Consider the following 20871-nt stretch of genomic DNA (forward strand, 5'->3'; position numbering starts at 1 on the left):
ACTCCAGGATCTTGGTGACCACGCCGGCGCCCACGGTCCGCCCACCCTCACGGATGGCAAACCGCAAACCCTCCTCCAACGCCACCGGCTTGATCAGCTCCACCACAAACGTCACNTTGTCCCCAGGCATCACCATCTCCACCCCCTGGGGCAACTCCACCACCCCCGTCACATCCGTCGTCCGAAAGTAAAACTGCGGCCGGTACCCCGTGAAAAAACCCGTGTGCCGGCCCCCCTCCTCCTTCTTCAGCACGTACACCGAAGCCTCAAACTTCGTGTGCGGCGTAATGCTCCCAGGCTTCGCCAATACCTGCCCCCGCTCCACCTCCTCCCGGCTTACACCCCGCAGGAGCAAACCCACATTGTCCCCAGCTATCCCCTCCTGCAAAGTCTTCCGGTGCATCTCCACACCCGTCACCACCGTCTTCCGCGTCTCCGGAGCAAGGCCCACAATCTCCACCTCGTCCCCAACCTTCACCTTGCCCCGCTCAATCCGCCCAGTAGCCACCGTCCCCCGCCCAGTAATCGTAAACACGTCCTCCACCGGCATCAGGAACGGCTTGTCCACGTCCCGCTGCGGCGTGGGTATGTACGCGTCAATCGCATCCAACAGCTCCCAAATCTTGTCCACCCACTCGTTCTCCCCACGCCGCGTCTTCGGGTTCTTGTGCATCTGCTCCAGGGCCAGCAAAGCGCTCCCACGAATCACCGGCACCTCGTCCCCAGGAAATTCGTACTGGTTCAACAGGTCCCGTACCTCCATCTCCACCAGGTCCAGGAGTTCCGGGTCATCCACCATGTCCACCTTGTTCATGAACACCACAATGTACGGAACCCCCACCTGCCGCGCCAACAAAATGTGCTCCCGCGTCTGCGGCATCGGCCCGTCCGCCGCCGATACCACCAAAATCGCCCCGTCCATCTGGGCCGCACCCGTGATCATGTTCTTGATGTAGTCCGCGTGCCCAGGGCAGTCCACGTGGGAGTAGTGACGCTGCGCCGTCTCGTATTCCACATGCGCCGTGTTAATCGTAATCCCCCGCGCACGCTCCTCCGGCGCCTTGTCAATCTCCCCGTAGTCCTTCACCTCCACATTCGGGTTCTCCGCCGCCGCTACAAACGTCAGCGCCGCCGTTAGCGTCGTCTTCCCGTGGTCCACGTGCCCAATCGTCCCCACGTTCACGTGAGGCTTCGTCCGGATAAACTCGCCCTTGGCCATCTTCGTTCTCCTTTCGGCAAACACGGGTGGGCCCGAAGGCCCACCCCAAAGGTGTCCTTACTGCCCCTTGATCAGCTTCTCCTGGACCTGCTTGGGGACCTCCTGGTAGTGGTCAAAGAACATGACGAAGGAGCCCCGCCCCTGGGTCTTGGAACGCAGGTCGGTGGCGTAACCGAACATCTCCGCCAGGGGGACGTAGGCCCGGATCACCTGGGCGTTGCCCCGGGGTTCCATGCCCAGGATCTGGCCCCGGCGGGAGTTCAGGTCGCCGATGACGTCGCCCATGTACTCCTCGGGGGTGGTAACCTCCACCCGCATGATGGGCTCGAGGATCACCGGGTCCCCCTTCTGCACCGCCTCCTTGATGGCCATGGAGCCGGCGATCTTGAAGGCCATCTCCGAGGAGTCCACCTCGTGGTAGGAGCCGTCGTAGAGGGTGACCTTCACGTCCACCACGGGGAAGCCAATGAGGGGACCCGACTGCATGGCCTCCTCAATGCCCTTCTGCACCGCGGGGATGTACTCCTTGGGGATCACCCCGCCCACGATGGCGTTGACGAACTCAAAGCCGCTACCCCGGGGCAGAGGCTCGGCCTTGATCTTCACGTGGCCGTACTGGCCGCGGCCACCGGTCTGGCGGATGAACTTGCCCTCCACGTCCACCGGGCGGGTGATGGTCTCGCGGTAGGCCACCTGGGGCTTGCCCACGTTGGCATCCACCTTGAACTCCCGCTTGAGCCGGTCCACGATGATCTCCAGGTGGAGCTCGCCCATCCCGGAGATGATGGTTTGGCCGGTCTCGGGGTGGGTGGAGACGCGGAAGGTGGGGTCCTCCTCCGCCAGGCGGGAGAGGGCCTGGGAGAGCTTGTCCTGGTCGGCCTTGGTCTTGGGCTCAATGGCCACGTCAATGACCGGCTCGGGCACCTCAATGGACTCCAGCACCACCCGGGGGGCATCCTCCCCCACCAGGGTGTCGCCGGTGATGGTCTCCTTGAGGCCCACCACCGCCCCAAGGTCGCCCGCCTTCAGCTCCTCCACCTCCTCGCGGTGGTTGGCGTGCATGCGCAGGAGGCGGGCCACCCGCTCCTTGCGCCCCTTGGTGGTGTTGTAGACGTAGGAACCCGAGGTGAGGGTGCCCGAGTAGACCCGGATAAAGGTGAGGCGGCCCACGTAGGGGTCGGCCATGATCTTGAAGGCCAGGGCCGACAGGGGTCCGTTGGGGTCGGGGTGGATCTCCACCTCCTCCCCTTCGGGGGTGGTGCCCTTGATGGGGGGGATGTCCAGGGGGGAGGGCAGATAGTCCACCACCGCGTCCAGAAGGAGCTGGACGCCCTTGTTTTTCAGGGCGGACCCCAGGAACACGGGGGTGATCTGGATGCTGATGGTGCCCTTGCGGATGGCCGCCACCAGCTCCTCCTCAGAGGGCTCCTCGCCCTCCAGGTACTTGAGCATCACGTTCTCGTCAAAGTCGGCGGCGGCCTCAATGAGCTTCTCGTGGTACTCCCGGGCCTGGGCCAGGTACTCCTCGGGGATGGGGATCTCGCGGATGTCGGTGCCCAGGTCGTTGCCGTAGGTGTAGGCCTTCATCCGCAGGACGTCGATGATCCCCGAGAAGGAGTCCTCCCGGCCGATGGGGAGCTGCATGACCACCGGGCGGGCCCCCAGGCGCTCCTGCATGGTGCGGATCACCAACCAGAGGTCGGCCCCGGTCTTGTCCATCTTGTTGGCGAAGGCGATGCGGGGCACCTTGTACTTCTCCGCCTGGCGCCAGACGGTCTCGGACTGGGGCTCCACCCCCTGGCTGGAGTCAAAGACCACGACGGCCCCGTCCAGCACCCGCATGGAGCGCTCCACCTCAATGGTGAAGTCCACGTGGCCCGGGGTGTCGATGATGTTGATGCGGTGGTCCTTCCAGAAGCAGGTGGTCACGGCGGCGGTGATGGTGATGCCCCGCTCCCGCTCCTGCTCCATGAAGTCCATGGTGGCGGCACCCTCGTGGACCTCACCGATCTTGTGGATCTTGCCGGTGTAGTAGAGGATGCGCTCGGTGGTGGTGGTCTTGCCGGCGTCAATGTGGGCGGCGATGCCGATGTTGCGGAGCCGCTTTAGGTCGTACTCTACCTTAACCGCCATGGCTTACCACCGGTAGTGGGCGTAGGCGCGGTTGGCCTCGGCCATCCGCTCCACGTCTTCCTTTTTCTTCACCGCTCCGCCCTTGCCCTCGGCGGCGTCCATGAGCTCGTGGGCGATGCGTACGGCGGCCCCCCGTTCGGAGCGGGCGTTGGCCGCCTGCACCAGCCAGCGCAGGGCCAGGGACTGCTGGCGCCGGGGGGAGACCTCCATGGGCACCTGGTAGTTGGCGCCGCCCACCCGGCGGGAGCGCACCTCGAGGCGGGGCTTCACGTTCTCCACCGCCTGCTTAAAGACCTTCAGGGGCTCCTGCCCGGTCTTTTCCTGGATGATGCGGCAGGCCTCGTAGAAGATGCGGGCGGCCAGGTTCTTCTTACCCTCCCGCATGATCTTGTTGATGAAGGCCGACACCATCACGTCCCCGTAGACCAGGTCGGGCTGGAGCTGGCGAACCTCTGCTCTTCTTCTGCGCGCCATACCTCACCTACTTCTTCTTGGCCGGAGCCGCGCCCTTGGTCTCCTTGGGCCTCTTGGTGCCGTACTTGGAGCGGCTCTTCTTGCGGTCCTTCACGCCCTGGGTGTCGTAGACCCCGCGGACGATGTGGTAGCGCACGCCCGGCAGGTCCTTCACACGGCCACCCCGGATGAGGACCACGGAGTGCTCCTGGAGGTTGTGCCCCTCGCCGGGGATGTAGGCGGTGACCTCGTAGCCGGAGGTGAGGCGCACCTTGGCCACCTTGCGCAAGGCGGAGTTGGGCTTCTTGGGGGTCACGGTGCGCACCACCGTGCACACCCCCCGGCGGAAGGGCGAGCCCTTCAAGGCCGGAACCTTGCTCTTCTTCTGGACCTTCTCGCGGCCCCTTCTGACCAGCTGGTTGATCGTCGGCAGTGCCACCACTCCCTTCTTCTTGGACTTGCCCCCGTGTTCTCAAGATCCACCCGGGGGAAGCCTTCCCCCGGCTTTGCCCACACAGGGCCACACCCTCAGGGCCAGGGGCTGGCCCTGAGGGCCCTCAACTTGCCCAGTGTACAGGGCCACGGCCCTTTTGGCAAGAAGGCAAAGCCCCGCCCGCAGGCGGGGCCAATGGAGCCGGTGGCCGGATTTGAACCGGCGGTCTACCGCTTACGAGCTCTCCTAGGGGCTCCCCCGGTGAGGGCCCGTCCCCAGGAGGAAAGGGGTGGAAGCCCCCCGCGCCATGGAAGGCCCCTCACCCCTCCAAGGGGTGCCCTTCGCCTTGACCCGGCGCTTTGCCTAGGCCTCTTTTGTCCGGGTAGACTGAGGACATGCCTAGGAACACACGCTCCAAGCCCAAAGAGGAAGCCCCCTTCCTTATCACCCCTCCCCGCAAGAAGGGGAAGCCTTCCCTCCCTGAGCCTGTGGAGCCCAAGCCCGGTAAATCCAGCCTCGCCTACCTCCAGGAGCAAAGGCGTTGAGGCTCTTCCTGGAAACCAGCAGCCTCCTCAAGGTCCTCCTCCGGGAGGACCTTTCTGACCTGGCCCGGGAGGCCTTTTTCCAGGCACAAGTCCACGCCACAAGCGCCTTCGCCCTCCCGGAAGCGGTGGGGGTCCTCCACGCCATGCAGAGGGACGGCAGGCTCACCCGTCCTCTTTACCACAAGTCCCTCCGGGGACTCTACGAGCTCTGGGAGTACCTGGAAGTCCTCACCCCCACCCTTGAGGGCCACATGAGGGCAGCCCGCCTATGCGAAAGACACCCCCTGAAAGGGGCAGATGCGGTCCATCTGGAAGGGGCCCTCTTCCTCAGGGGCCTCTACCCGGACACCACCTTCCTCACCTTTGACCGCACCCTCTACGCAGGCCGCCAAGAAGGAGGGCCTGACTGTGGTGAGGGTACCTCCTCTGGAAGGGAGGGGCTGACCCTCAGGCCCTCACTCCCCCAGGCGGATAGGGGGGCACGTGTCCACCCTCACCTCCACGGGGCTAACCCCCGGGGGAATGGGCACCCGGCACTCCCCCCCGGAGCACACCCTGGGGGTCTCCACCTCGAGGCTCCCCCCAGACCACGCTAAGCGGATGAGGGAGGCTGGCCCCTCAAGCTGTAGCCGCACCTCCTGGTAGCCCAAAGTGGCTGCCCACACCCGCGCTTGGCAGACGGGGGAGGCCTCCTCTTGGAGAGAGGAGGGGGAAGGAGAAGGAGGAGCCCAGGGCCCCTCACGCCCTTGCAGGGCGAAGTAGAGGGCTATGAGCCCCAAAAGCACCATCCCAAAAGCTTTTTGGCCGCTCACCTTAGCCACCCAGGATATAAAAGGACGGCCTGGCATCTTATCCCCGCTCAGGAATGGGGTTTCGTCATTCCAGAAGGGGAAAATAGCTTTTACAAGCTTGCCCAACCTGGAGGCAGCCACTTTTAAGACGAAGCCTTAATGAACACAACGCTACCTCCTCCCCCGGAAGAGATGGGTGAGACCCTCCAAACGCCCCTCGGAGGCCATGGAGGCCATACCCTAGCTTATGGCAAAAAGAATCCCGCCCTCAGTAGTGAGGGCAGGGATCTTGGGTTCGGCTGTGGAGCCGGTGGCCGGATTCGAACCGGCGGCCTACCGCTTACGAGGCGGTTGCTCTACCGCTGAGCTACACCGGCCCGCCCTAAAGAGTCTAGGGCAGATGGCCCTTTTGCGCAACTAGCGGAGGACCACCCCGGGCTGAACCCTGAGGGCGCGCCACAGGGGCAGGAGGGCCGAGAGGAAGGTGGCCAGGAGGCTGGCCCCGCTCACCGTGAGGAAGTCGGCTAAGCGCATCTCCACGGGAAGGTGGGTGAGGAAGTAGAGCTCCCCGGGCAGGTCCAGGGGCCTCAGGGCCAGGTAGAGGCAGAGGAGGTAGCCCAGGAGGTTGCCCAAAAGCACCCCCCCCACCCCCAGGAAGACTCCCTCCAGGGCGAAGACCAGACCCACGGTGAGCCTCGAGGCCCCCATGGCCCTGAGGAGGGCCACCTCCGGGGTCTTCTCCACCACCTTGAGCACCAGGAGGTTGGCCACCCCCAAAGCGGCCACGGCCACGATCAGGAAGATGAGGACGCCCAGGACCTGCTTCTGGAGGGAGAGCTGCTCCAGGAGGGTGCGCTGGGTGTCCTGCCAAGCCTGGGGAAAGAAGCGGGTGCCGGCCAGGGCCACCCCCACGGCCTTGGCCCGCCAGGGGTCATGAAGGCGCACCTGGTAGCCCTGGGCCCGCAGGCCGGAAAGCCGCTCCACCGAGGCCAGATCCACGAAGGCATAGCCCGAGTCCAGGAGGTAGTTTCCCGTGCGGAAGCTACCCAGGACCTTGAGGACCACCCGCTCCTGGGTGGCGGAGAGGGCGTAGATGCGCTCCCCCACCAGCACCCCCAAAGACTGCATCAGGGCCGAACCCAGGTAGATGCCCCCGGGCTCCAGGCGCAGGCCTAGCTCGGGGTAAAGCGCCGCCCCTCCTTCCCCAAGCCCCACCAGGGTGGCGAAGTCCACCCCCGGGCCCCGGGCCCCCTCCGCGGGACGGGTGAGGAGGGCCTTGGTGGCGGCAAAGGGGGCGGAGGCGGCCACCTCGGGGTGGGGAGGCAGGGGCGGGAGGTCCTCCGTGAGGCTGAAGAGGACCAGGTGGGGGTAGGCCTTGAGGGTGGCCCGCACCAGGCCGCTCACGAAGCCGTTGGTGAGGGAAAGAGCGGCCAGCAAAACCGCCACCCCCACCCCCACGCCCAGGAGGGCCAAGGCGGTCTGCAGGGGTCTGCGCCTTAGGTGGGCCAGGGCCAGGAAGAGGGCAAAGCGCACGGCCCTAGCATACGGAAGGCCCTAGCGCCGAGGGTAGGCCACCACCTCCAGCTGCACCATGCGGCGGCCAAAGCGCAAGGCGGTGGCCCGGTCGGGAAGCCAGACGTCCACCTTCTCCCGCATCCTGGGGTGCATGACGTCGGCCACCACGAAGACCCGCCCCTGGAAGAGGTAGTCAAACTGCCCCCGCCCCCGGCCGTACACGGAACCCAGGTCGCGCAGGCGCACCTGGGTGCCATAGGGCAGGATGCGCAGGAGGTCCGGGCTCACCGCCAGGACCCCGAGCCGGGTCCGGGCCCCGGTGGCGGTGACGAAGGGCGTGCGGTCGGTCTCGCGGACGCTGGAGGTGTAGGCCGTGGCCTGGAGGAGCATGACCCTCGAGGCCTCCTTGGCCGAGGCCCCCGCAATGGCGAGGGCGAGGAAAAGCCCAATGAGCAAACCCCGCATAGCGCCCCTGAGTATGCGGGCAAACCCCGGAGGTTCCTTAGAAGGATGAGGGCCCGCCCTCATCCAACCAGGGGATGAGGCTTTTAGAATGAATCCGATTGTTAAGGAAGCCCGCCGGGCAGGGACTTCACCCGGCGGGCCACCCTGAGAAAAGAGTTAGGGCTCTTTAGCTTGGCCTCACATCCTTCAAAGACCCCCTAGGGGCAGGGGCTGGAGGAGAGGGTGAGGGTATAGCGGCCGCTACCCACCTCGTTAAACCCCGCCCGGACCAGGCCCCGGTCCCGCACCACCAAGAGGGTGGCGGGGGAGATGGGGGCGCAGTTCATCACCGGGTCCAGGGTGAGGGGGCTGGGGTCATCGGCAGAAGGGTAGAGGAGGGCCACCAGGTCCAGGGGACCAGTGTAGACGAAACGCAGGTTCAGGTCCCTTGGGGCCCCAGCCACGTCGTACCGGTCAAACTCCCCCACGAACTCTATGGCCCCCTCCTTGGTGCCGCCGGTAAAAGCCTCCACGTTCTCCGCAGGGTTGTTCCCCGCGGGGTTGGGGGTGAAGGGGTCGGCGTAGAGGGTCACGCGGTCCTCGCTCAGGGCGTAGTTTTCCACCCGGAGGTAGTAGGCCTGGCCCGCCTGGCCCCTGAAGTTGAGGCGGTAGCCGGGGTCCAGGGTGATCTGGGGCAGGAGGCCCAGGGGGGCAAGGAAGGGCTGGGCGGCGAACCAGTGGCGGGCCACGCTCACCGCCTGGACCACCCCCCGCTCGTCCAGGAGGGCAAGCCGCAGACGGGCCCTGAGCCCCAGGCTGGTGGAGACCGCCGCCACCCCGATGGCCCTGGTCTCGTTGGGGAGGATGCGGTAGACCACCACCCCGGGACGGAGCTCTCCGCCGCGTTCCTGGGCCGGGGGAAGGTTGGCGATGACGTAGCCCCCCACGGGTAGGTCCCCGCTGGCGGGAGGGAGTGCCTCGAGGCCGCAGGCCCCCAGGAGGAGGGCCAGCAGGAGAAGGGTAAACCTGAGCATAGGAAACCCCCTTTCCCTCAGGATAGCCGGGAAAGGGGGAGAAAGGCCTTGGGTTTTCCTTTAACTACTCCAGCACGCCCAGGTAGGCGTAGAGGTCGGGCCCCCCGGGGAGGATCTCCACCGCCAGCTCCGGGAACCTCTGGGCCAGCGCCTCGGCCGCCTCCTTGGGGCTGTTGGGGCCCAGGAAGAGGGTGAGGACCTCCTTGCCCTCGGCCCCCAGGCGGATGAGGCCCGCCAGCACCTCCTCGGGGGTCTCCCCCACCAGGACCAGCCTGCCGTCCAGGAGGCCGATGGGCTGGTCCTTGAGGACCTTGATCCCCTCCACCTCCGCATCCCGGCTGGCCCAGGTGACCTCCAGGGTCACCGCCCCGCGGATGGCCTCCTCCATCTCGGGGAGGAGCTCTTCGGGCTCGGCCTCCGGCAGGTAGCGCACCGCCGCCGCCAGGCCCTGGCCTATGGTGCGGGTCTTGAGCACGTACACCTCCTTGCCCGCCTCCTTGGCTAGGGCCGCGGCCTTCTCTGCCGCCAGGAAGACGTTGGGGTTGTTGGGCAGGAGGATCACCTTGGGGTTGGGCACGCTCCGGATGGCGGAGAGGAGGTCCTCCACGCTGGGGTTTTGCGTCTGCCCCCCTGCCACCACCCGGGCCCCCAGACTGCGGAAGGCCTTGGCCACCCCGTGCCCCAGGGCCACGGCCACCAGGCCCGTGGGGGGCGGGGCCTCCTCCAGGAGGCCCGCCATGGCCAGGATCTCCGTGTGCTGCTCGGTCATGTCCTCCACCTTGGTGCGCACCATGCGGCCAAAGCGGGCCACGATGGCCAGAAGGCCATCGGGGTCATCGGTGTGGATGTGCCCCTTCACGTAGCCCTCCGCCCCCACCACCAGGAGGGAGTCCCCGAAGGGGGCCACCGCCTCGCGGATGCGCTCAATGGGCACCGCCACCCCTTCCATGAGGAACTCCGTGCAGTAGCCGAACTCCTCGGTGGCAAAGGCGGTCTGGGCGTAGCGCTCCACCTTGGGGGGCTCGGGCAGGGGAAGGCGCAGGGCATAGCCGCGGAGGCCCTCGAGGAAGCGCACATACCCCGCTCCCCCCGCGTCCACCACCCCCGCCTGCTTGAGCACCGGCAGGAGCTCAGGGGTCTTGGCCAGGGCCTCCTGGGCCGCCCGCAGGGCGCTTTCCAGGACCTCCTCCAGGGCGCTTCCCCTAGCCCCCTCCCCCGCCGCCCTGGCCACGGTGAGGATGGTGCCCTCCACCGGCTTCATCACCGCCTTGTACCCGGTCTCCGCCCCCAGGCGCAGGGCCTCCACCAGGGTGGGAGCGTCCAGGGCCTCCCGCTTGCGCAGGGCCTCGGTGAACCCCTTGAGGATTTGGGAGAGGATCACCCCGCTGTTGCCCCGGGCCCCCAGGAGGCTCCCGTAGGCGATGGCCCGGGCCACCTCGGCCATCTTGCTGGTGTCCGCCAGGTCCAGCTCCCGCCTGGCGGACTGGAGGGTGAGGAGCATGTTGGTGCCCGTGTCCCCATCGGGCACGGGGTAGACGTTGAGGGCATTGAGCTCCTCCACATAGACCTGGAACCAGTCCGTGGCGTAGCGGAAAGCCTCGGCCAGCTCCCCTGGGGTCCAGCTAGCCACGCCCCACCCCCACCACGTGGACGTGCACCTGGGAAAGCTCCACCCCGGCGAACTTCCTGGCGGCGAAGGCCACCCGCTCGGCCAGGGACTCCACCACCGTGGGGATGCGGGTGCCCACGGCCACCACCACGTAGAAGTCCGCGGTGTACTTGCCGGGGTTTGCGGGGTCCTGGCGCACCACCACCCCCTCGCTGGCCTCCTGCCGCCCCAGGATGCGCACCACCTGGTCCTTAAGGCCCGCGGGGGCCATGCCCACCACCCCTGGCACCTCGTGGGCCGCCAGGGCCAGCAAGGAGGCCAAGGCGTTCTCGGTAACCGTCACGCGGCCAGGCATCCTACCTCCTCAGGGCTTCCTCCGGGGGAGTATACGGCAGGCCGAAGGCCTCGGCCACCCCGGGGTGGGTGAGGCGTCCCCGATGGGTGTTCAGGCCTTTGAGGAGGGCGCCGTCTTCCAGAAGGGCCTCCAGGCCCTTCTCCGCCAGCCTTAGCACGTAGGGCAGGGTCTGGTTGGTGAGGGCAAAGGTGGAGGTGCGGGGCACCGCTCCCGGCATGTTGGCCACCCCGTAGTGCACCACCCCGTCCACCACGTAGGTGGGCTCGGCGTGGGTGGTGGGGCGGATGGTCTCCACGCACCCCCCCTGGTCCACGGCCACGTCCACGATCACCGCCCCCTCCTTCATCAGGGGGAGCATGTCGCGGGTGACCAGCTTGGGGGCCTTGGCCCCGGGGACTAAGACCGCCCCGATGAGGAGGTCCGCGTGCTGGATGCTCCGCTTGATGTTGGCCTCGGTGGCGGTGAGGGTGATGACCCGGCCGCCGAAGACGTCGTCCAGGTACTGGAGGCGCTTGTGGTTCACGTCCAGGATGGTCACCTGGGCCCCCATGCCCAGGGCGATCTTGGCGGCGTTGGTGCCCACGGTGCCGCCCCCCAGGATGACCACGCTGGCCGGGGCCACCCCCGGCACCCCGCCCAGGAGCACCCCCCGACCCCCGTGGGGCTTCTCCAGGAACTGGGCTCCCACCTGGGGGGCCATGCGCCCCGCCACCTCGCTCATGGGCACCAGGAGGGGAAGGGAGCCGTCGGGAAGCTGCACGGTCTCGTAGGCCACCCCGGTGACCCCGCTACGGAGCATGGCCTCGGTGAGGCCGCGGTCGGCGGCCAGGTGCAGGTAGGTGAAGAGGATGAGGCCTTCCCGCAGGAAGGGGTACTCCTCGGGCAGGGGCTCTTTCACCTTCACCACCATCTCCGCCCCCCAGGCCTCCTCCCGGCTCACCAGGTGGGCCCCGGCCCGCTCGTACTCCGCATCGGATAGGCCGGAGCCCACCCCGGCCCCCCGCTCCACCAAAACGGTGTGGCCGCGCCGCACCAGGCTCTCCACGCCCCCAGGGGTGAGGGCCACGCGGTTCTCCAGGGTCTTGATCTCCTTGGGCACGCCGATCACCATGATTAGGCCTCCTTCACAAAAACCCGCTTGATCTTCAGCTTGAAGCCATCCCCCTCGGCGATGGCCAGTAGCCGCCTGCGGGAGTCTACCAGGGTCACGTACCCCAGGGCGGGGATAGGCAGGGGAACCCCCTCCAGCACGCGCCGGGCCTCGGTGTGGGAGAGCTCCACCACGGGGAAGGGCAGGATGTCGGGCTCGGAAAGGGCCTTGTCGGGGGAAAGCTCCGCGAGCTTCACCGCCCGCTCCAGGCCCACCTTGCCGATGCGGGTGCGCACCAGGCCGGAGAGGAAGGCCTTGGTCTTGAGGCTTTCCCCCAGGTCCCGGGCGAAGGCCCGCACGTAGGTGCCGGGGCCCACCACCAGCCGGATGACCGCGGTGGGATAAGGCCCCAAGGGCTCGGGGAGCTCCACCTTGCGCCCCCCCTTCTCCGCAAGCCGCCACCCCTTGGCCGAGGGGGTAATGGGGTGGGGCCTGGGCTCGGGGTCCAAGGCCAGGAGCTCCACCTCCAGGTACTTCACCGGCCTGGGGCCAAGCTCCAGGGGCTTCCCCTCCCGGGCAGCCTCGTAGGCCCGCCTTCCCCCCACCTTGATGGCGGAAAAGAGGGGCGGTACCTGCTCCTTGAGGGCCAGGAAGGAGGGGAGGACGCTCTCCAGGTCCTTGCGGTCAAAGCGCACCGGGGCCTCCTCGCTCACCGGGCCCTCGGCGTCCAGGGTAGGGGTGGTGGCCCCGAAGGAGACCCAGGCGATGTACTCCTTTTCCTCCCCGGAAAGAAAGGGCACCAGCTTGGTGCTCTCCTCGGAGACCAGGAGGAGAAGGCCCGTGGCCAAGGGGTCCAGGGTGCCGGTATGCCCCACCCGGCGGGTTCCCAGGCGCTTCCTGGCTTCCTCCACCACGTCGTGGGAGGTGAGGTGGAGGGGCTTATCCACCGCGTAGAGGGCCATGCCTAGGGGATTGTATCACCGGGGAAGCGGGGAAAGAATGGAGGCATGGACCTCCACGGGCGCTACCCCAGCCTGGACTTCGCCTGGCCCCGGCCCGGGGTGCTGGAGATCACCCTCAAGGGGGAAAGGCTGAACGCCTTAGGCCCGGAGGCTCACCGGGACCTGGCCCGGGTTTGGCGGGACCTGGAGGAGGTGGAGGGACTGCGGGCCGTGCTCCTGCGGGGGGAGGGCGGGGTCTTCTCCGCCGGGGGCTCCTTCGCCCTCATTGAGGAGATGCGCGCCTCCCCTGAGGCCCTGATGCGGGTCTTCTGGGAGGCCCGGGAGCTGGTCCTGGGGCCCCTGAACCTGTCCAGGCCGGTGGTGGCCGCGGTGGAAGGGGTGGCGGTGGGAGCAGGCCTGGCCTTGGCCCTGGCGGCGGACGTGGTGGTGGCGGGCAAGAGGGCCCGGCTCCTGGACGGGCACCTGCGCCTGGGGGTGGCCGCGGGGGACCACGCGGTCCTCCTCTGGCCCCTGCTGGTGGGGATGGCCAAGGCCAAGTACCACCTCTTCCTGAACGAACCCCTAACGGGGGAGGAGGCGGAAAGGCTTGGCCTCGTGGCCTTGGCCGTGGAGGACGGAAAGGTTTACGAGAAAGCCCTCGAGGTGGCGGAAAGGCTCGCCCGGGGCCCCAAGGAGGCCCTCGCCCACACCAAGCGGGCCCTCCACCACTGGTACCGCACCTTCCTGCCCCACTTTGAGCTCTCCCTGGCCCTGGAGTTCTTGGGGTTTTCGGGCAGGGAGCTGGAGGAGGGCCTCAGGGCGCTCAAGGAGAAGCGCCCCCCCAATTTCCCATGAGGGAGCGCCTTCGCCTCCAGGCCTTCCTGGCCCGGGCAGGGGTGGCCAGCCGGCGCAAGGCCGAGGACCTGATCCGGAAGGGCCGGGTGCGGGTTAACGGCGCCTTGGCGGTCTTGGGCCAGCGGGTGGGCCTCGAGGATGTGGTGGAGGTGGATGGGCGGCGGGTGGTCCTGCCCGAGCCGGTGGTTTTGGCCCTTTATAAGCCCCGGGGCTACACCACCACCCGCAGGGACCCCCACGCCGAGCGCACGGTCTTTGCCCTCCTTCCCCCCATTCCCGGCCTCCACCCGGTGGGCCGCCTGGACCGGGACTCGGAGGGGCTTCTCCTCTTCACCAACGACGGCGACCTGACCCTCCGCCTCACCCACCCCCGCTACGGGGTGAGGAAGGTCTACCGGGTCTGGACAAAGGAAGGGACCCTAGCCGAGGCTGTGTGCCGGAGGCTGGAAAGGGGGGTGGTCCTGGAGGACGGCCCAGCCCGGGCCCTCTCCTGCAAGCCCGCCCCCGGGGGCGCTCTCCTCACCTTACGGGAGGGCCGCAAGCGCGAGGTGCGGCGGATGCTCCAGGCGGTGGGGTTTTCCGTGGTCCGCCTCCTTCGCCTCCGGGTGGGGCCCATCGGCCTGCGGGGCCTTCGTCCTGGGCAGTACCGCAGGCTTTCTCCCGAGGAGGTGAGGGCCCTCTGGGCCGCAGCGGGCCTACCAAGAGAGACTGGCCTGGAGGAGGGCGGCCTCGAGGTGCACGGACCACATCCGGTCCAGGAAGAGGGTGTGTCCGGGGAAGGTCTCCTGGGGGATGGGCTGATTCCATGAGAAACCCCAGGCCTTCGGACCTGGGGTTTGCCTGTGCGATGCCTGCTTTACTTTGTCTGCATACGAGACTGGAGGCTTCTAGTTTTGATGGTGAGCAGGGGCGCTTCTGGCGCAGCGACGTCATCCTCAATGCCAATGGCGTACCCTGGCTGGTCAGAAATGGAGAACTCGGCAGGGAACCGCGCGATCTCCTCTATCGGCCTGTCCGCCATCCTGAGCAAAGTGACGTGACCGCCTTGCCTATCGGGGCGGACGCGCAGGTTGTAGAAGGGGTCCCGGTCGGGCGGGCACCAGACCCCCATCGGGCCGCAGTCGGTGGTGGTTCCGGTCGGGGGTCGTTTGCGCATGTAGAGCAGCGCAACGTCAGCGTTCATGACGTCGTCAATAGTTCTGGGCGCGTTGAGCTTCGGGTTCTCGTAAGGCACCGCCACCATCGTGAGGTCGTTGCGCAGGAGGATCGGCCAGGGTTCTTTAATGGGGGGGAAGGGTTTGGGTCGACCGCAACAAATCTCCTTGAACCTGGCCAGGAAGCCCTCCGGGTTGGTCCTGTCCTCAATGGGGCGGCCCGGCAGTTCTCGAGGCGGTTTGGAAGTGACCAGGCGCAGGTTTACGGGGGGGTCGTCCAGATTGTCCTTCGGGTCCTTCGGCTCAATGATGATGATGATGTCCACTTCTTTCGTGATGGGGTTGAAGGAGAATCTGATTTTGATTTTAGGTTTTTCTTTTCCTGTTGGGCTGCCGAGCTGCCCGTCCTGTTGAACAACAACCGGCGTGCGCACGGGCTGGCTGCCCTGCCGCCCGTACCATTCCACCTCGTAGCCGGTTCCTCGTGAAGACCGCCGCAGAACGCCCAGGTAGGTCATGAGCCCGGTGTTCGGAGCTTTCTCCGCCACCAGGAACAGCGGTTTGCCCACCAGGTCCTCAATCCCGGTATTGATCGGCCAGGGGAAGGGGGGTCGCCAGGGACCGCCAATGAGCACCTTCTCCGCCCCGTTATAGGCCAGAAGCATGGGGCGCTCCTCGGTGGAGGCCTGGGCCGCGGCGGAGGCCGGAGCCAGATCGCTAAAGGCGTTCAGAGCGCCGTCCATGGTGGCGTTGGCCTCTCCCAGCAGCTGGTCCTCAGCACTGCGAATCTGCTCCCCAGGAGTTGCTGAGGGAGCCGGGCTGCACCCGGCAGAGAGGAGAGCCAGAAGACCTAAAAGCCCCACATACCTTTTCATTTGCGTACCTCCTTTCTCCCCGGTTTCCCTTTGGAAACCTGCCGCCAGGGTAGCCGGGAGGGCCTGAACCAACCCTGAACCAAGGCTGAACCGCACCCGGCAAGAAAAGGGGGGCCCCGGAAGGGCCCCCGGGCCGGCTTGGCCCCTAGGGCTTAACGGAAAGGTCCACCCTTCCCTTGCCCACCTCCTGCGGGGAAAAGGGTAGGGGCTTGGCGTATTGCTCCAGGCTCTGTTGCACCTGGGCCGGGGTGAGGTTCGGCTGGGCCGAAAGCCAAAGGGCCATGGCCCCGGCCACCAGGGGGGTCGCGAAGGAGGTGCCGGTGCAGCTTCCCGTGCCCCCTCCGGGGGCGGTGCAGGGCAGGTTGGTCCCGGGGGCCGAGAGGTCCACGTAGGCCCCCCGAGTGCTGTAGGGAGCAGGGGCGAAGGTATGGCCCTTGGGATCGTAATCCAAAGCCCCCACCGCCACCAGCCCCGGCAGGTCCAAGGCGGCGGGGTAGTGGGCTGGGCTCCCTTGGGTCCCCTGGTTCCCCGCGGCGGCGGCCACCGGGATGCCCTGGGCCAGCGCGGCCTGAAGGGCGATCTTGAGGGCTTCCACCGGGGTGTCGCCCCCCAGGCTCAGGTTGAGCACGGTGGGGCCCTGGCGGGTTTGCAGGACCCAGCACACCCCCCGCACCACCCGGCTGGCCCGGCAAACGCCGTTTTGGTCACAGACCCGCACCGGGACGATCTGGGCCTGGGGGGCCACCTCCTTCACCAGGCCCGCCGCCCCGGTGCCGTGCCCGCCCGGGAAGGCGTCCTGGGGCGTGGTGTCCTCCTCCACGAAGTCGTAGCCGGGAAGCTGGGGAACGGCCCCATCCACCCCGGTGTCCAGGACGGCCACCCGCACCCCCCGCCCCTCTACCCCTCGGGCGTGGGCCAGGGGAGCCCCCACCGCCTCCCCCACCCAGCCTCCCAGGCTCCAGAGGCTTTCGGGGTCCGCCTTGTAGCTGGGGTCCTGGGCCTCCAGCTCCTCCAGGGCCTGGCCCAAGGCCTCACCCCCATACCCCAGCTCGGCCAGGGTAAAGCCACAGGCCGCAAGGTCGCTTTGGCGTTCCAGGGTGAAGCCGGCAGGAAGCCTTGGAGTCTGGCCCAGGGGGAGGCGGAGGAGGATGCGCCGGGGGTCCACCTGGCCCAGGACCCCGAGGACCGCCCGGATCTCCCCCCTCGAGGTCCGAACCCTCACCTCCTGGGGCCCTCCCGGGACCGAGGGCACCAGGAAGCGAAGGCGGGGGCCTCCGGCCTCCAGGACCTGGGCCTCCACCCCGGCCACCCAAACGGCGGCCCCCTCGGCCGAGGCCCCCCGAAGCCCCAGGGTCACCGCCTCCCCGGGACGGGCGCGGACGGGGGAAAGGGAGGCCGTGGGCGGGGCAGGAAGACAACCCCAGGCCATAAGGACCAGAAGGAGCCCGAAGCGCCAGAGCCGTTTCATCCCCCCACCCCCTCCACCCAGAGGCTCAACCCCTCCACATCCCAAAGGCTCAGCGGCATGGGGCAAGCCTAGCCCCTCCCCCCTGAACCAACCCTGAACCAACCCTGAACCCGCCCCTAAAGCGTCTCCAACCGGTCCCGGTAGCGGCGGGCCAAGCTTTCCTGGCCGCTTTCCTCCAGCACCCGCACCGCTTCCTCCAAAAAGGCCCGCTCCCCGGTGAGCTCCGCCCGGTTGGCCAGCACCGCCGCCAGGAGGACCAGGTCCCGCGCCTCCCGGGCCAGTTTGAGGGCCTCCTCATAGGCCTTCTGGGCCTCCTGGGGGCGGCCCGTCCGGTGGTAGAGGGCCCCTAGGTTGTTCCAAGCCCGCCCCATGGCCTCTAGGTTCCCCGCCAAACGGGCCAGTTCCAAGGAGTCCCGGTAAAGGCCCTCGGCCTCCTCTACCCGTCCGGCCCGCTCCCGCACCACCCCCAGGTTGAGCCGCACCCGGGCCTCGAGGAGGGGCCGCCCCTCCACCAGGGCGAGGAGCTCAAAGAAGGCCTCCTCCCCCTTCCCCAGCTCGGCCAAGGCCACCGCCCGGTTGTTCAGGGCGCTCAGGTGGCGGGCCTCCTCCCCCGCCAGGAGGAAGCGAACCGCCGCCCGGCTAAAGGCCTCGGCCGCCTCCCGGAAGGCCCCCTCTCCCAGGAGGAGAAGACCCTCCAGGTTATAGGCCTCCCCCTGGGCGTGGGGTCCCCCCGCCTCTGCCTTGGGGAGCTCGTTTTTCGCCTCCCCTACCCGGCCCATGCGGTAGAGGGCTATCCCGCGTAGGGCGCTCCGCTCAGGGGTGTCGGCCAGCTCCTCCAAAAGCTCCAGCGCCTCCCTGAACCGGCCCAGCCGGATAAGGGTCCGGGAGCGCAGGAGCAGGACCTCCGGGTCGGGGGCCAGGGAGGCCAGGGCCTCGAGGGCCTCGAGGGGCCGGTCCTCCAAGTCCTGGCGGACCCGGTCCAGGAGGGCCCGCCGCCCCCGCTCCACGTCCTCGGGGCGCCAGAGGGGCAGGGCCAGCCGGTAGAGGGGGGCGGCCTGGGCCAGGGGGAGGTGGCGGGCCAGCTCCAGGGCCGTCTGGCGGGCCTCCAGGTTGAGGGGCGGCCGGAAGGTGGCCTCCCCCCGCCCGTCCAAAAACCCCCGTTGCCAAAGGGCCTCCAGGGCCTCCGGCGCTGGCTTGAAGACGGCGGCCGCCTGGGGGAGGCCCACCAGGGCGATGGCGTGGAAGAGACGGCAGCAGGCCTGGTCCAGGGGGGGATCCTCATCCTCATCCCCTTCGGAAGCCGCCTCCTTTACCCCAGGAAGGGCCAGGGCCAGCGCCTCCAGGCGGTGGGCCTCCTCGGGTTCCCCCAGGGCCTTAAGCCGCCGGGCCCGGCGCCGGTGCCCCTCCCATAGGGAAAGGGCCAGGCGCTCCCGGGTGCTCCAAACCCACTCCTCCAGTTCCTCGGGCAGGCCGTCATCCGCCCCCTCCAAAAACCGCCCCCGGTAGAGGTCCCGGGCCCGCTCCAGGGCCTCCTCCTTGAGGGCCTGGAGGAGGAGGCGGGAATCCACCTCCCCCTGGGCCTCCACCACCTCTTCCCCCTCCACCTGCACCCCCAGGCGGCGCAGGGCGGAGAGGGCCACCGAGAGGCTGTTGTGGGCGTCCTGGGCTCGAGGCCAGAAGAGCTCCGAGAGGAAGCGGCGCGAGGCTGGCCCCTCCAGGAGCAGGTAGGCCAGGAGGAGGAGGGGCCTTCGCTTGGCGAAGGGAGCTCCCTCCAGGAAAAGTCCGCCCAGGGTGCGGAGCATGGCCTTAGGGCCTAGCCTACCACCGCCTTGCCCCCCCGCCAAGGCCTTAAGATGGGACCGATGTTGGGCCCAGGCAACGGACCCGTCCAGATCCCCGAAGATGCCATCCGCCGCCGGGTGGCTGAGCTGGGGGCGGCCATCGCCCAGGACTACCAGGGGAGAACCCCCCATCTGATCTGCGTCCTGAACGGGGCTTTCATCTTCATGGCCGACCTCGTCCGGGCCATCCCCCTCCCCCTCACCCTGGACTTCATCGCCATAAGCTCCTACGGCAACGCCTTCAAGTCCAGCGGCGAGGTGGAGCTCCTTAAGGACCTCCGCCTTCCTATCCACGGCCGGGATGTGATCGTGGTGGAGGACATCGTGGACACCGGCCTCACCCTCGCCTACCTCCTGGACTACCTCGAGGCCAGGAAGCCCGCCTCCGTCCGGGTGGCCGCCCTCCTCTCCAAGCCGCAAAGGCGGCAGGTGGAGGTGCCCATCCACTACCTGGGCTTTGAGATTGAGGACGCCTACGTGTACGGCTACGGCCTGGACCGGGCCCAGTTTGACCGCAACCTGCCCTTCATCACCTCCATCCGACCGGAGGAAGAATGAGGTACCTGGACCTCATCACCGCCCTCTTCGCCACCGTGCTCCTGGTCTCCAACGTGGCCTCCACCAAGCTGGTGGTCCTGGGGCCCTTCACCTTTGACGGGGGCACGCTTCTCTTTCCCCTGGCCTACATCTTCGGCGACGTGCTCACCGAGGTCTACGGCTACCGCAAAAGCCGCCGGGTGATCTGGACAGGGTTCTTCGCCCTCCTCCTCGCCACCCTTACCTTCCAGGCGGTGGCCGCCCTGCCCGCCCCGGAGGACGCGGAAAGCCAACGCTTCGGCGAGGCCTTCGGCCTCCTCCTGGGCCTCACCCCCCGGATCGTCCTGGGAAGCCTCCTGGCCTACTTCGTGGGGGAGTTCGCCAACGCCTACGTGCTGGCCAGGCTCAAGGTGCGCACCGAGGGCCGCTTCTTCTGGCTGAGGGCCCTGGCCTCCACCCTGGTGGGCCAGGGGCTGGACACCGCCATTTTCCTCCTGGTGGCCTTCTACGGCGTCCTGCCCCCGGAGGTGCTCCTGGCGGTCTTCCTCTCCAACTACCTCTTCAAGTTGGGAGTGGAGGCCCTCATGCTCCCCCTCACCTACGGGGTGGTGGGCTTCCTGAAGCGGGCTGAGGGCCTGGACGTCTACGACCGGGACACGGACTTCAACCCCTTCCGCCTGGCATGAACCCCCTCTTCACCCATCCCATGGGCGTGGGCACCTGGGCCTGGGGAGACCGGCTTTTCTGGGGCTATGGCCGGGGCTACCGGGAGGAGGACCTAAAGCAGGCCTTCCGGGAGAGCCTGGAGGCCGGGGTGAGCCTCTTTGACACCGCGGAGTTCTACGGGTTTGGCCTCTCGGAAACCCTCCTGGGGCGCTTCATGGCCCAAAGCGGGGCCAGGCCCTACCTGGTGACCAAGTTCTTCCCCTACCCCTGGCGCCTCTCCCGCAAAAGCCTCCTCCAGGCCCTGCGGGGAAGCCTGAGGCGGCTTGGCGTGGAGGCGGTGGACCTCTACCTCCTCCACTGGCCCTGGCCCCCCGTCCCCTTGCGGGTCTGGGCCGAGGCCCTGGCGGAGGCCTACGAGCGGGGGCTTGCCCGGGGGGTGGGGGTCTCCAACTGCTCCCTGGCCCAGCTGGCGGAGGCGAAGGCCGTCCTGGACCGCCACGGGGTGCCCCTCCTGGCCAACCAGGTGGAGTACAGCCTCCTGGTGCGGGACTGGGAGGCCCACCTGCCCACCCTGCGCCGGGAGGGCATCGCCCTCATGGCCTACAGCCCCCTGGCCATGGGCTGGCTCACGGGGAAGCTGGACCCCAGGAACCCTCCCAAGGGATACCGGGGGAGCAAGTACCGCCCCCACCTGGGGCGGCTGGAGAGGCTTCTGCCCCTCCTAGAGGAGCTGGCCCGGGCCAAGGGCACGAGCCCCGGGGCCATCGCCCTCCGCTACCTGATGGAAAAGGGTACCCTCCCCATCCCCGGGGCCAAAAACCCGGCCCAGGTCCGCGGGAACGCCGAGGCCCTCAGGCTTAGCCTCGGTCCAGAGGAGATGGCCCTCCTGGAAGGGGCGTCGTAAGCTTAGGGG

The 20871-nt window shown here is 68.0% G+C and carries 20 protein-coding genes and 1 tRNA gene; 6 read left to right on the forward strand and 15 right to left on the reverse strand.

Annotated elements, in window-relative coordinates; all coding sequences use genetic code 11:
• The 4 genes from tuf to rpsL all read right to left on the reverse strand — a co-directional run.
• Positions 1-1219: elongation factor Tu (gene tuf, locus B128_RS12200; protein ID WP_018110825.1), on the reverse strand; the 1219-nt coding region annotated here is incomplete at its 3' end.
• Positions 1220-1276: 57 nt separating this feature from the next.
• Positions 1277-3352, reverse strand: a complete 2076-nt coding sequence (gene fusA, locus B128_RS0103130; protein WP_018110826.1) for an elongation factor G — start codon at positions 3350-3352, stop codon at positions 1277-1279.
• Positions 3353-3355: 3 nt separating this feature from the next.
• A complete protein-coding gene (gene rpsG / locus B128_RS0103135; RefSeq protein WP_018110827.1) occupies positions 3356-3826 on the reverse strand; it encodes a 30S ribosomal protein S7 in 471 nt (156 codons plus the stop codon).
• 7 nt (positions 3827-3833) lie between these two features.
• The gene (gene rpsL / locus B128_RS0103140) at positions 3834-4247 is read right to left on the reverse strand and encodes a 30S ribosomal protein S12 (RefSeq protein ID WP_018110828.1); all 414 of its coding nucleotides are present in this window, start codon (positions 4245-4247) and stop codon (positions 3834-3836) included.
• A gap of 532 nt (positions 4248-4779) precedes the next feature.
• Between rpsL and B128_RS12205 the strand changes: the two genes are divergently transcribed.
• On the forward strand, positions 4780-5379 hold the full coding sequence (locus B128_RS12205; RefSeq protein ID WP_018110830.1) for a type II toxin-antitoxin system VapC family toxin: 600 nt from the start codon (positions 4780-4782) through the stop codon (positions 5377-5379).
• A gap of 497 nt (positions 5380-5876) precedes the next feature.
• On the opposite strand, the gene B128_RS0103160 is transcribed toward B128_RS12205, so the two are convergent.
• The 8 genes from B128_RS0103160 to truB form a co-directional block, all read right to left on the reverse strand.
• A tRNA-Thr gene (locus B128_RS0103160) sits at positions 5877-5951 on the reverse strand.
• 40 nt (positions 5952-5991) lie between these two features.
• Complete coding sequence (locus B128_RS0103165) at positions 5992-7107, reverse strand: ABC transporter permease (protein ID WP_018110831.1); 1116 nt, start codon at positions 7105-7107, stop codon at positions 5992-5994.
• A gap of 21 nt (positions 7108-7128) precedes the next feature.
• Positions 7129-7554 (reverse strand): 3D domain-containing protein, encoded by a 426-nt coding sequence (locus B128_RS0103170; protein WP_018110832.1) that lies wholly within the window; start codon positions 7552-7554, stop codon positions 7129-7131.
• A 197-nt stretch (positions 7555-7751) separates the two neighbouring features.
• A complete protein-coding gene (locus B128_RS0103175) occupies positions 7752-8567 on the reverse strand; it encodes a hypothetical protein (RefSeq protein WP_018110833.1) in 816 nt (271 codons plus the stop codon).
• Between the two features lie 64 nt (positions 8568-8631).
• Positions 8632-10197, reverse strand: a complete 1566-nt coding sequence (locus tag B128_RS0103180; RefSeq protein ID WP_018110834.1) for a DAK2 domain-containing protein — start codon at positions 10195-10197, stop codon at positions 8632-8634.
• Complete coding sequence (locus tag B128_RS0103185) at positions 10190-10531, reverse strand: Asp23/Gls24 family envelope stress response protein (RefSeq protein ID WP_018110835.1); 342 nt, start codon at positions 10529-10531, stop codon at positions 10190-10192. Before B128_RS0103185 ends, B128_RS0103180 begins: the two co-directional genes overlap by 8 nt.
• A 1-nt stretch (position 10532) precedes the next feature.
• Positions 10533-11642 carry an alanine dehydrogenase gene (gene ald, locus B128_RS0103190; protein ID WP_018110836.1) on the reverse strand — a complete coding sequence of 370 codons (1110 nt, stop codon included), beginning with the start codon at positions 11640-11642 and terminating at the stop codon, positions 10533-10535.
• Positions 11643-11644: 2 nt separating this feature from the next.
• A complete protein-coding gene (truB, locus tag B128_RS0103195) occupies positions 11645-12583 on the reverse strand; it encodes a tRNA pseudouridine(55) synthase TruB (protein WP_018110837.1) in 939 nt (312 codons plus the stop codon).
• A gap of 45 nt (positions 12584-12628) precedes the next feature.
• Here truB and B128_RS0103200 point away from each other — a divergent pair, with 45 nt between their 5' ends.
• Together B128_RS0103200 and B128_RS0103205 are read left to right on the forward strand one after the other, a co-directional pair.
• A complete protein-coding gene (locus B128_RS0103200) occupies positions 12629-13417 on the forward strand; it encodes an enoyl-CoA hydratase/isomerase family protein (RefSeq protein ID WP_018110838.1) in 789 nt (262 codons plus the stop codon).
• Positions 13414-14226: a pseudouridine synthase gene (locus B128_RS0103205; RefSeq protein ID WP_018110839.1), complete on the forward strand. Its 813-nt coding sequence runs from the start codon at positions 13414-13416 to the stop codon at positions 14224-14226. Before B128_RS0103200 ends, B128_RS0103205 begins: the two co-directional genes overlap by 4 nt.
• A 47-nt stretch (positions 14227-14273) precedes the next feature.
• Here the strand turns inward: B128_RS0103205 and B128_RS0103210 are convergent, their stop codons facing one another.
• The 3 genes from B128_RS0103210 to B128_RS0103220 form a co-directional block, all read right to left on the reverse strand.
• On the reverse strand, positions 14274-15446 hold the full coding sequence (locus B128_RS0103210) for a hypothetical protein (RefSeq protein ID WP_018110840.1): 1173 nt from the start codon (positions 15444-15446) through the stop codon (positions 14274-14276).
• 145 nt (positions 15447-15591) lie between these two features.
• The gene (locus tag B128_RS0103215; RefSeq protein WP_018110841.1) at positions 15592-16914 is read right to left on the reverse strand and encodes a S8 family serine peptidase; all 1323 of its coding nucleotides are present in this window, start codon (positions 16912-16914) and stop codon (positions 15592-15594) included.
• 116 nt (positions 16915-17030) lie between these two features.
• A complete protein-coding gene (locus B128_RS0103220) occupies positions 17031-18716 on the reverse strand; it encodes a tetratricopeptide repeat protein (RefSeq protein ID WP_018110842.1) in 1686 nt (561 codons plus the stop codon).
• Positions 18717-18767: 51 nt separating this feature from the next.
• Between B128_RS0103220 and hpt the strand changes: the two genes are divergently transcribed.
• The 3 genes from hpt to B128_RS0103235 are packed head-to-tail and all read left to right on the forward strand — an operon-like array spanning position 18768 to position 20862.
• The gene (hpt, locus tag B128_RS0103225) at positions 18768-19313 is read left to right on the forward strand and encodes a hypoxanthine phosphoribosyltransferase (RefSeq protein ID WP_026174985.1); all 546 of its coding nucleotides are present in this window, start codon (positions 18768-18770) and stop codon (positions 19311-19313) included.
• On the forward strand, positions 19310-19978 hold the full coding sequence (locus B128_RS0103230) for a queuosine precursor transporter (RefSeq protein ID WP_018110844.1): 669 nt from the start codon (positions 19310-19312) through the stop codon (positions 19976-19978). Before hpt ends, B128_RS0103230 begins: the two co-directional genes overlap by 4 nt.
• Positions 19975-20862 carry an aldo/keto reductase gene (locus B128_RS0103235; protein ID WP_018110845.1) on the forward strand — a complete coding sequence of 296 codons (888 nt, stop codon included), beginning with the start codon at positions 19975-19977 and terminating at the stop codon, positions 20860-20862. The genes B128_RS0103230 and B128_RS0103235 overlap by 4 nt, the downstream gene beginning before the upstream one ends.
• The last annotated feature ends 9 nt before the right edge of the window (positions 20863-20871 follow it).

Source organism: Thermus igniterrae ATCC 700962 (assembly GCF_000376265.1).
Taxonomy (GTDB): Bacteria; Deinococcota; Deinococci; order Deinococcales; family Thermaceae; genus Thermus; species Thermus igniterrae.

Bases quoted from the DNA above. Each gene is read 5' to 3' on its own strand.
- B128_RS0103220 (WP_018110842.1), bottom strand. From the start codon at position 18,716: ATGCTCCGCACCCTGGGCGGACTTTTCCTGGAGGGAGCTCCCTTCGCC.
- B128_RS0103175 (WP_018110833.1), bottom strand. From the start codon at position 8,567: ATGCTCAGGTTTACCCTTCTCCTGCTGGCCCTCCTCCTGGGGGCCTGC.
- fusA (WP_018110826.1), bottom strand. From the start codon at position 3,352: ATGGCGGTTAAGGTAGAGTACGACCTAAAGCGGCTCCGCAACATCGGC.
- B128_RS0103230 (WP_018110844.1), top strand. From the start codon at position 19,310: ATGAGGTACCTGGACCTCATCACCGCCCTCTTCGCCACCGTGCTCCTG.
- B128_RS0103210 (WP_018110840.1), bottom strand. From the start codon at position 15,446: ATGAAAAGGTATGTGGGGCTTTTAGGTCTTCTGGCTCTCCTCTCTGCC.
- B128_RS0103185 (WP_018110835.1), bottom strand. From the start codon at position 10,531: ATGCCTGGCCGCGTGACGGTTACCGAGAACGCCTTGGCCTCCTTGCTG.
- B128_RS0103215 (WP_018110841.1), bottom strand. From the start codon at position 16,914: ATGAAACGGCTCTGGCGCTTCGGGCTCCTTCTGGTCCTTATGGCCTGG.
- hpt (WP_026174985.1), top strand. From the start codon at position 18,768: ATGGGACCGATGTTGGGCCCAGGCAACGGACCCGTCCAGATCCCCGAA.
- B128_RS0103235 (WP_018110845.1), top strand. From the start codon at position 19,975: ATGAACCCCCTCTTCACCCATCCCATGGGCGTGGGCACCTGGGCCTGG.
- ald (WP_018110836.1), bottom strand. From the start codon at position 11,642: ATGGTGATCGGCGTGCCCAAGGAGATCAAGACCCTGGAGAACCGCGTG.
- B128_RS0103170 (WP_018110832.1), bottom strand. From the start codon at position 7,554: ATGCGGGGTTTGCTCATTGGGCTTTTCCTCGCCCTCGCCATTGCGGGG.
- rpsG (WP_018110827.1), bottom strand. From the start codon at position 3,826: ATGGCGCGCAGAAGAAGAGCAGAGGTTCGCCAGCTCCAGCCCGACCTG.
- B128_RS0103205 (WP_018110839.1), top strand. From the start codon at position 13,414: ATGAGGGAGCGCCTTCGCCTCCAGGCCTTCCTGGCCCGGGCAGGGGTG.
- B128_RS0103200 (WP_018110838.1), top strand. From the start codon at position 12,629: ATGGACCTCCACGGGCGCTACCCCAGCCTGGACTTCGCCTGGCCCCGG.
- truB (WP_018110837.1), bottom strand. From the start codon at position 12,583: ATGGCCCTCTACGCGGTGGATAAGCCCCTCCACCTCACCTCCCACGAC.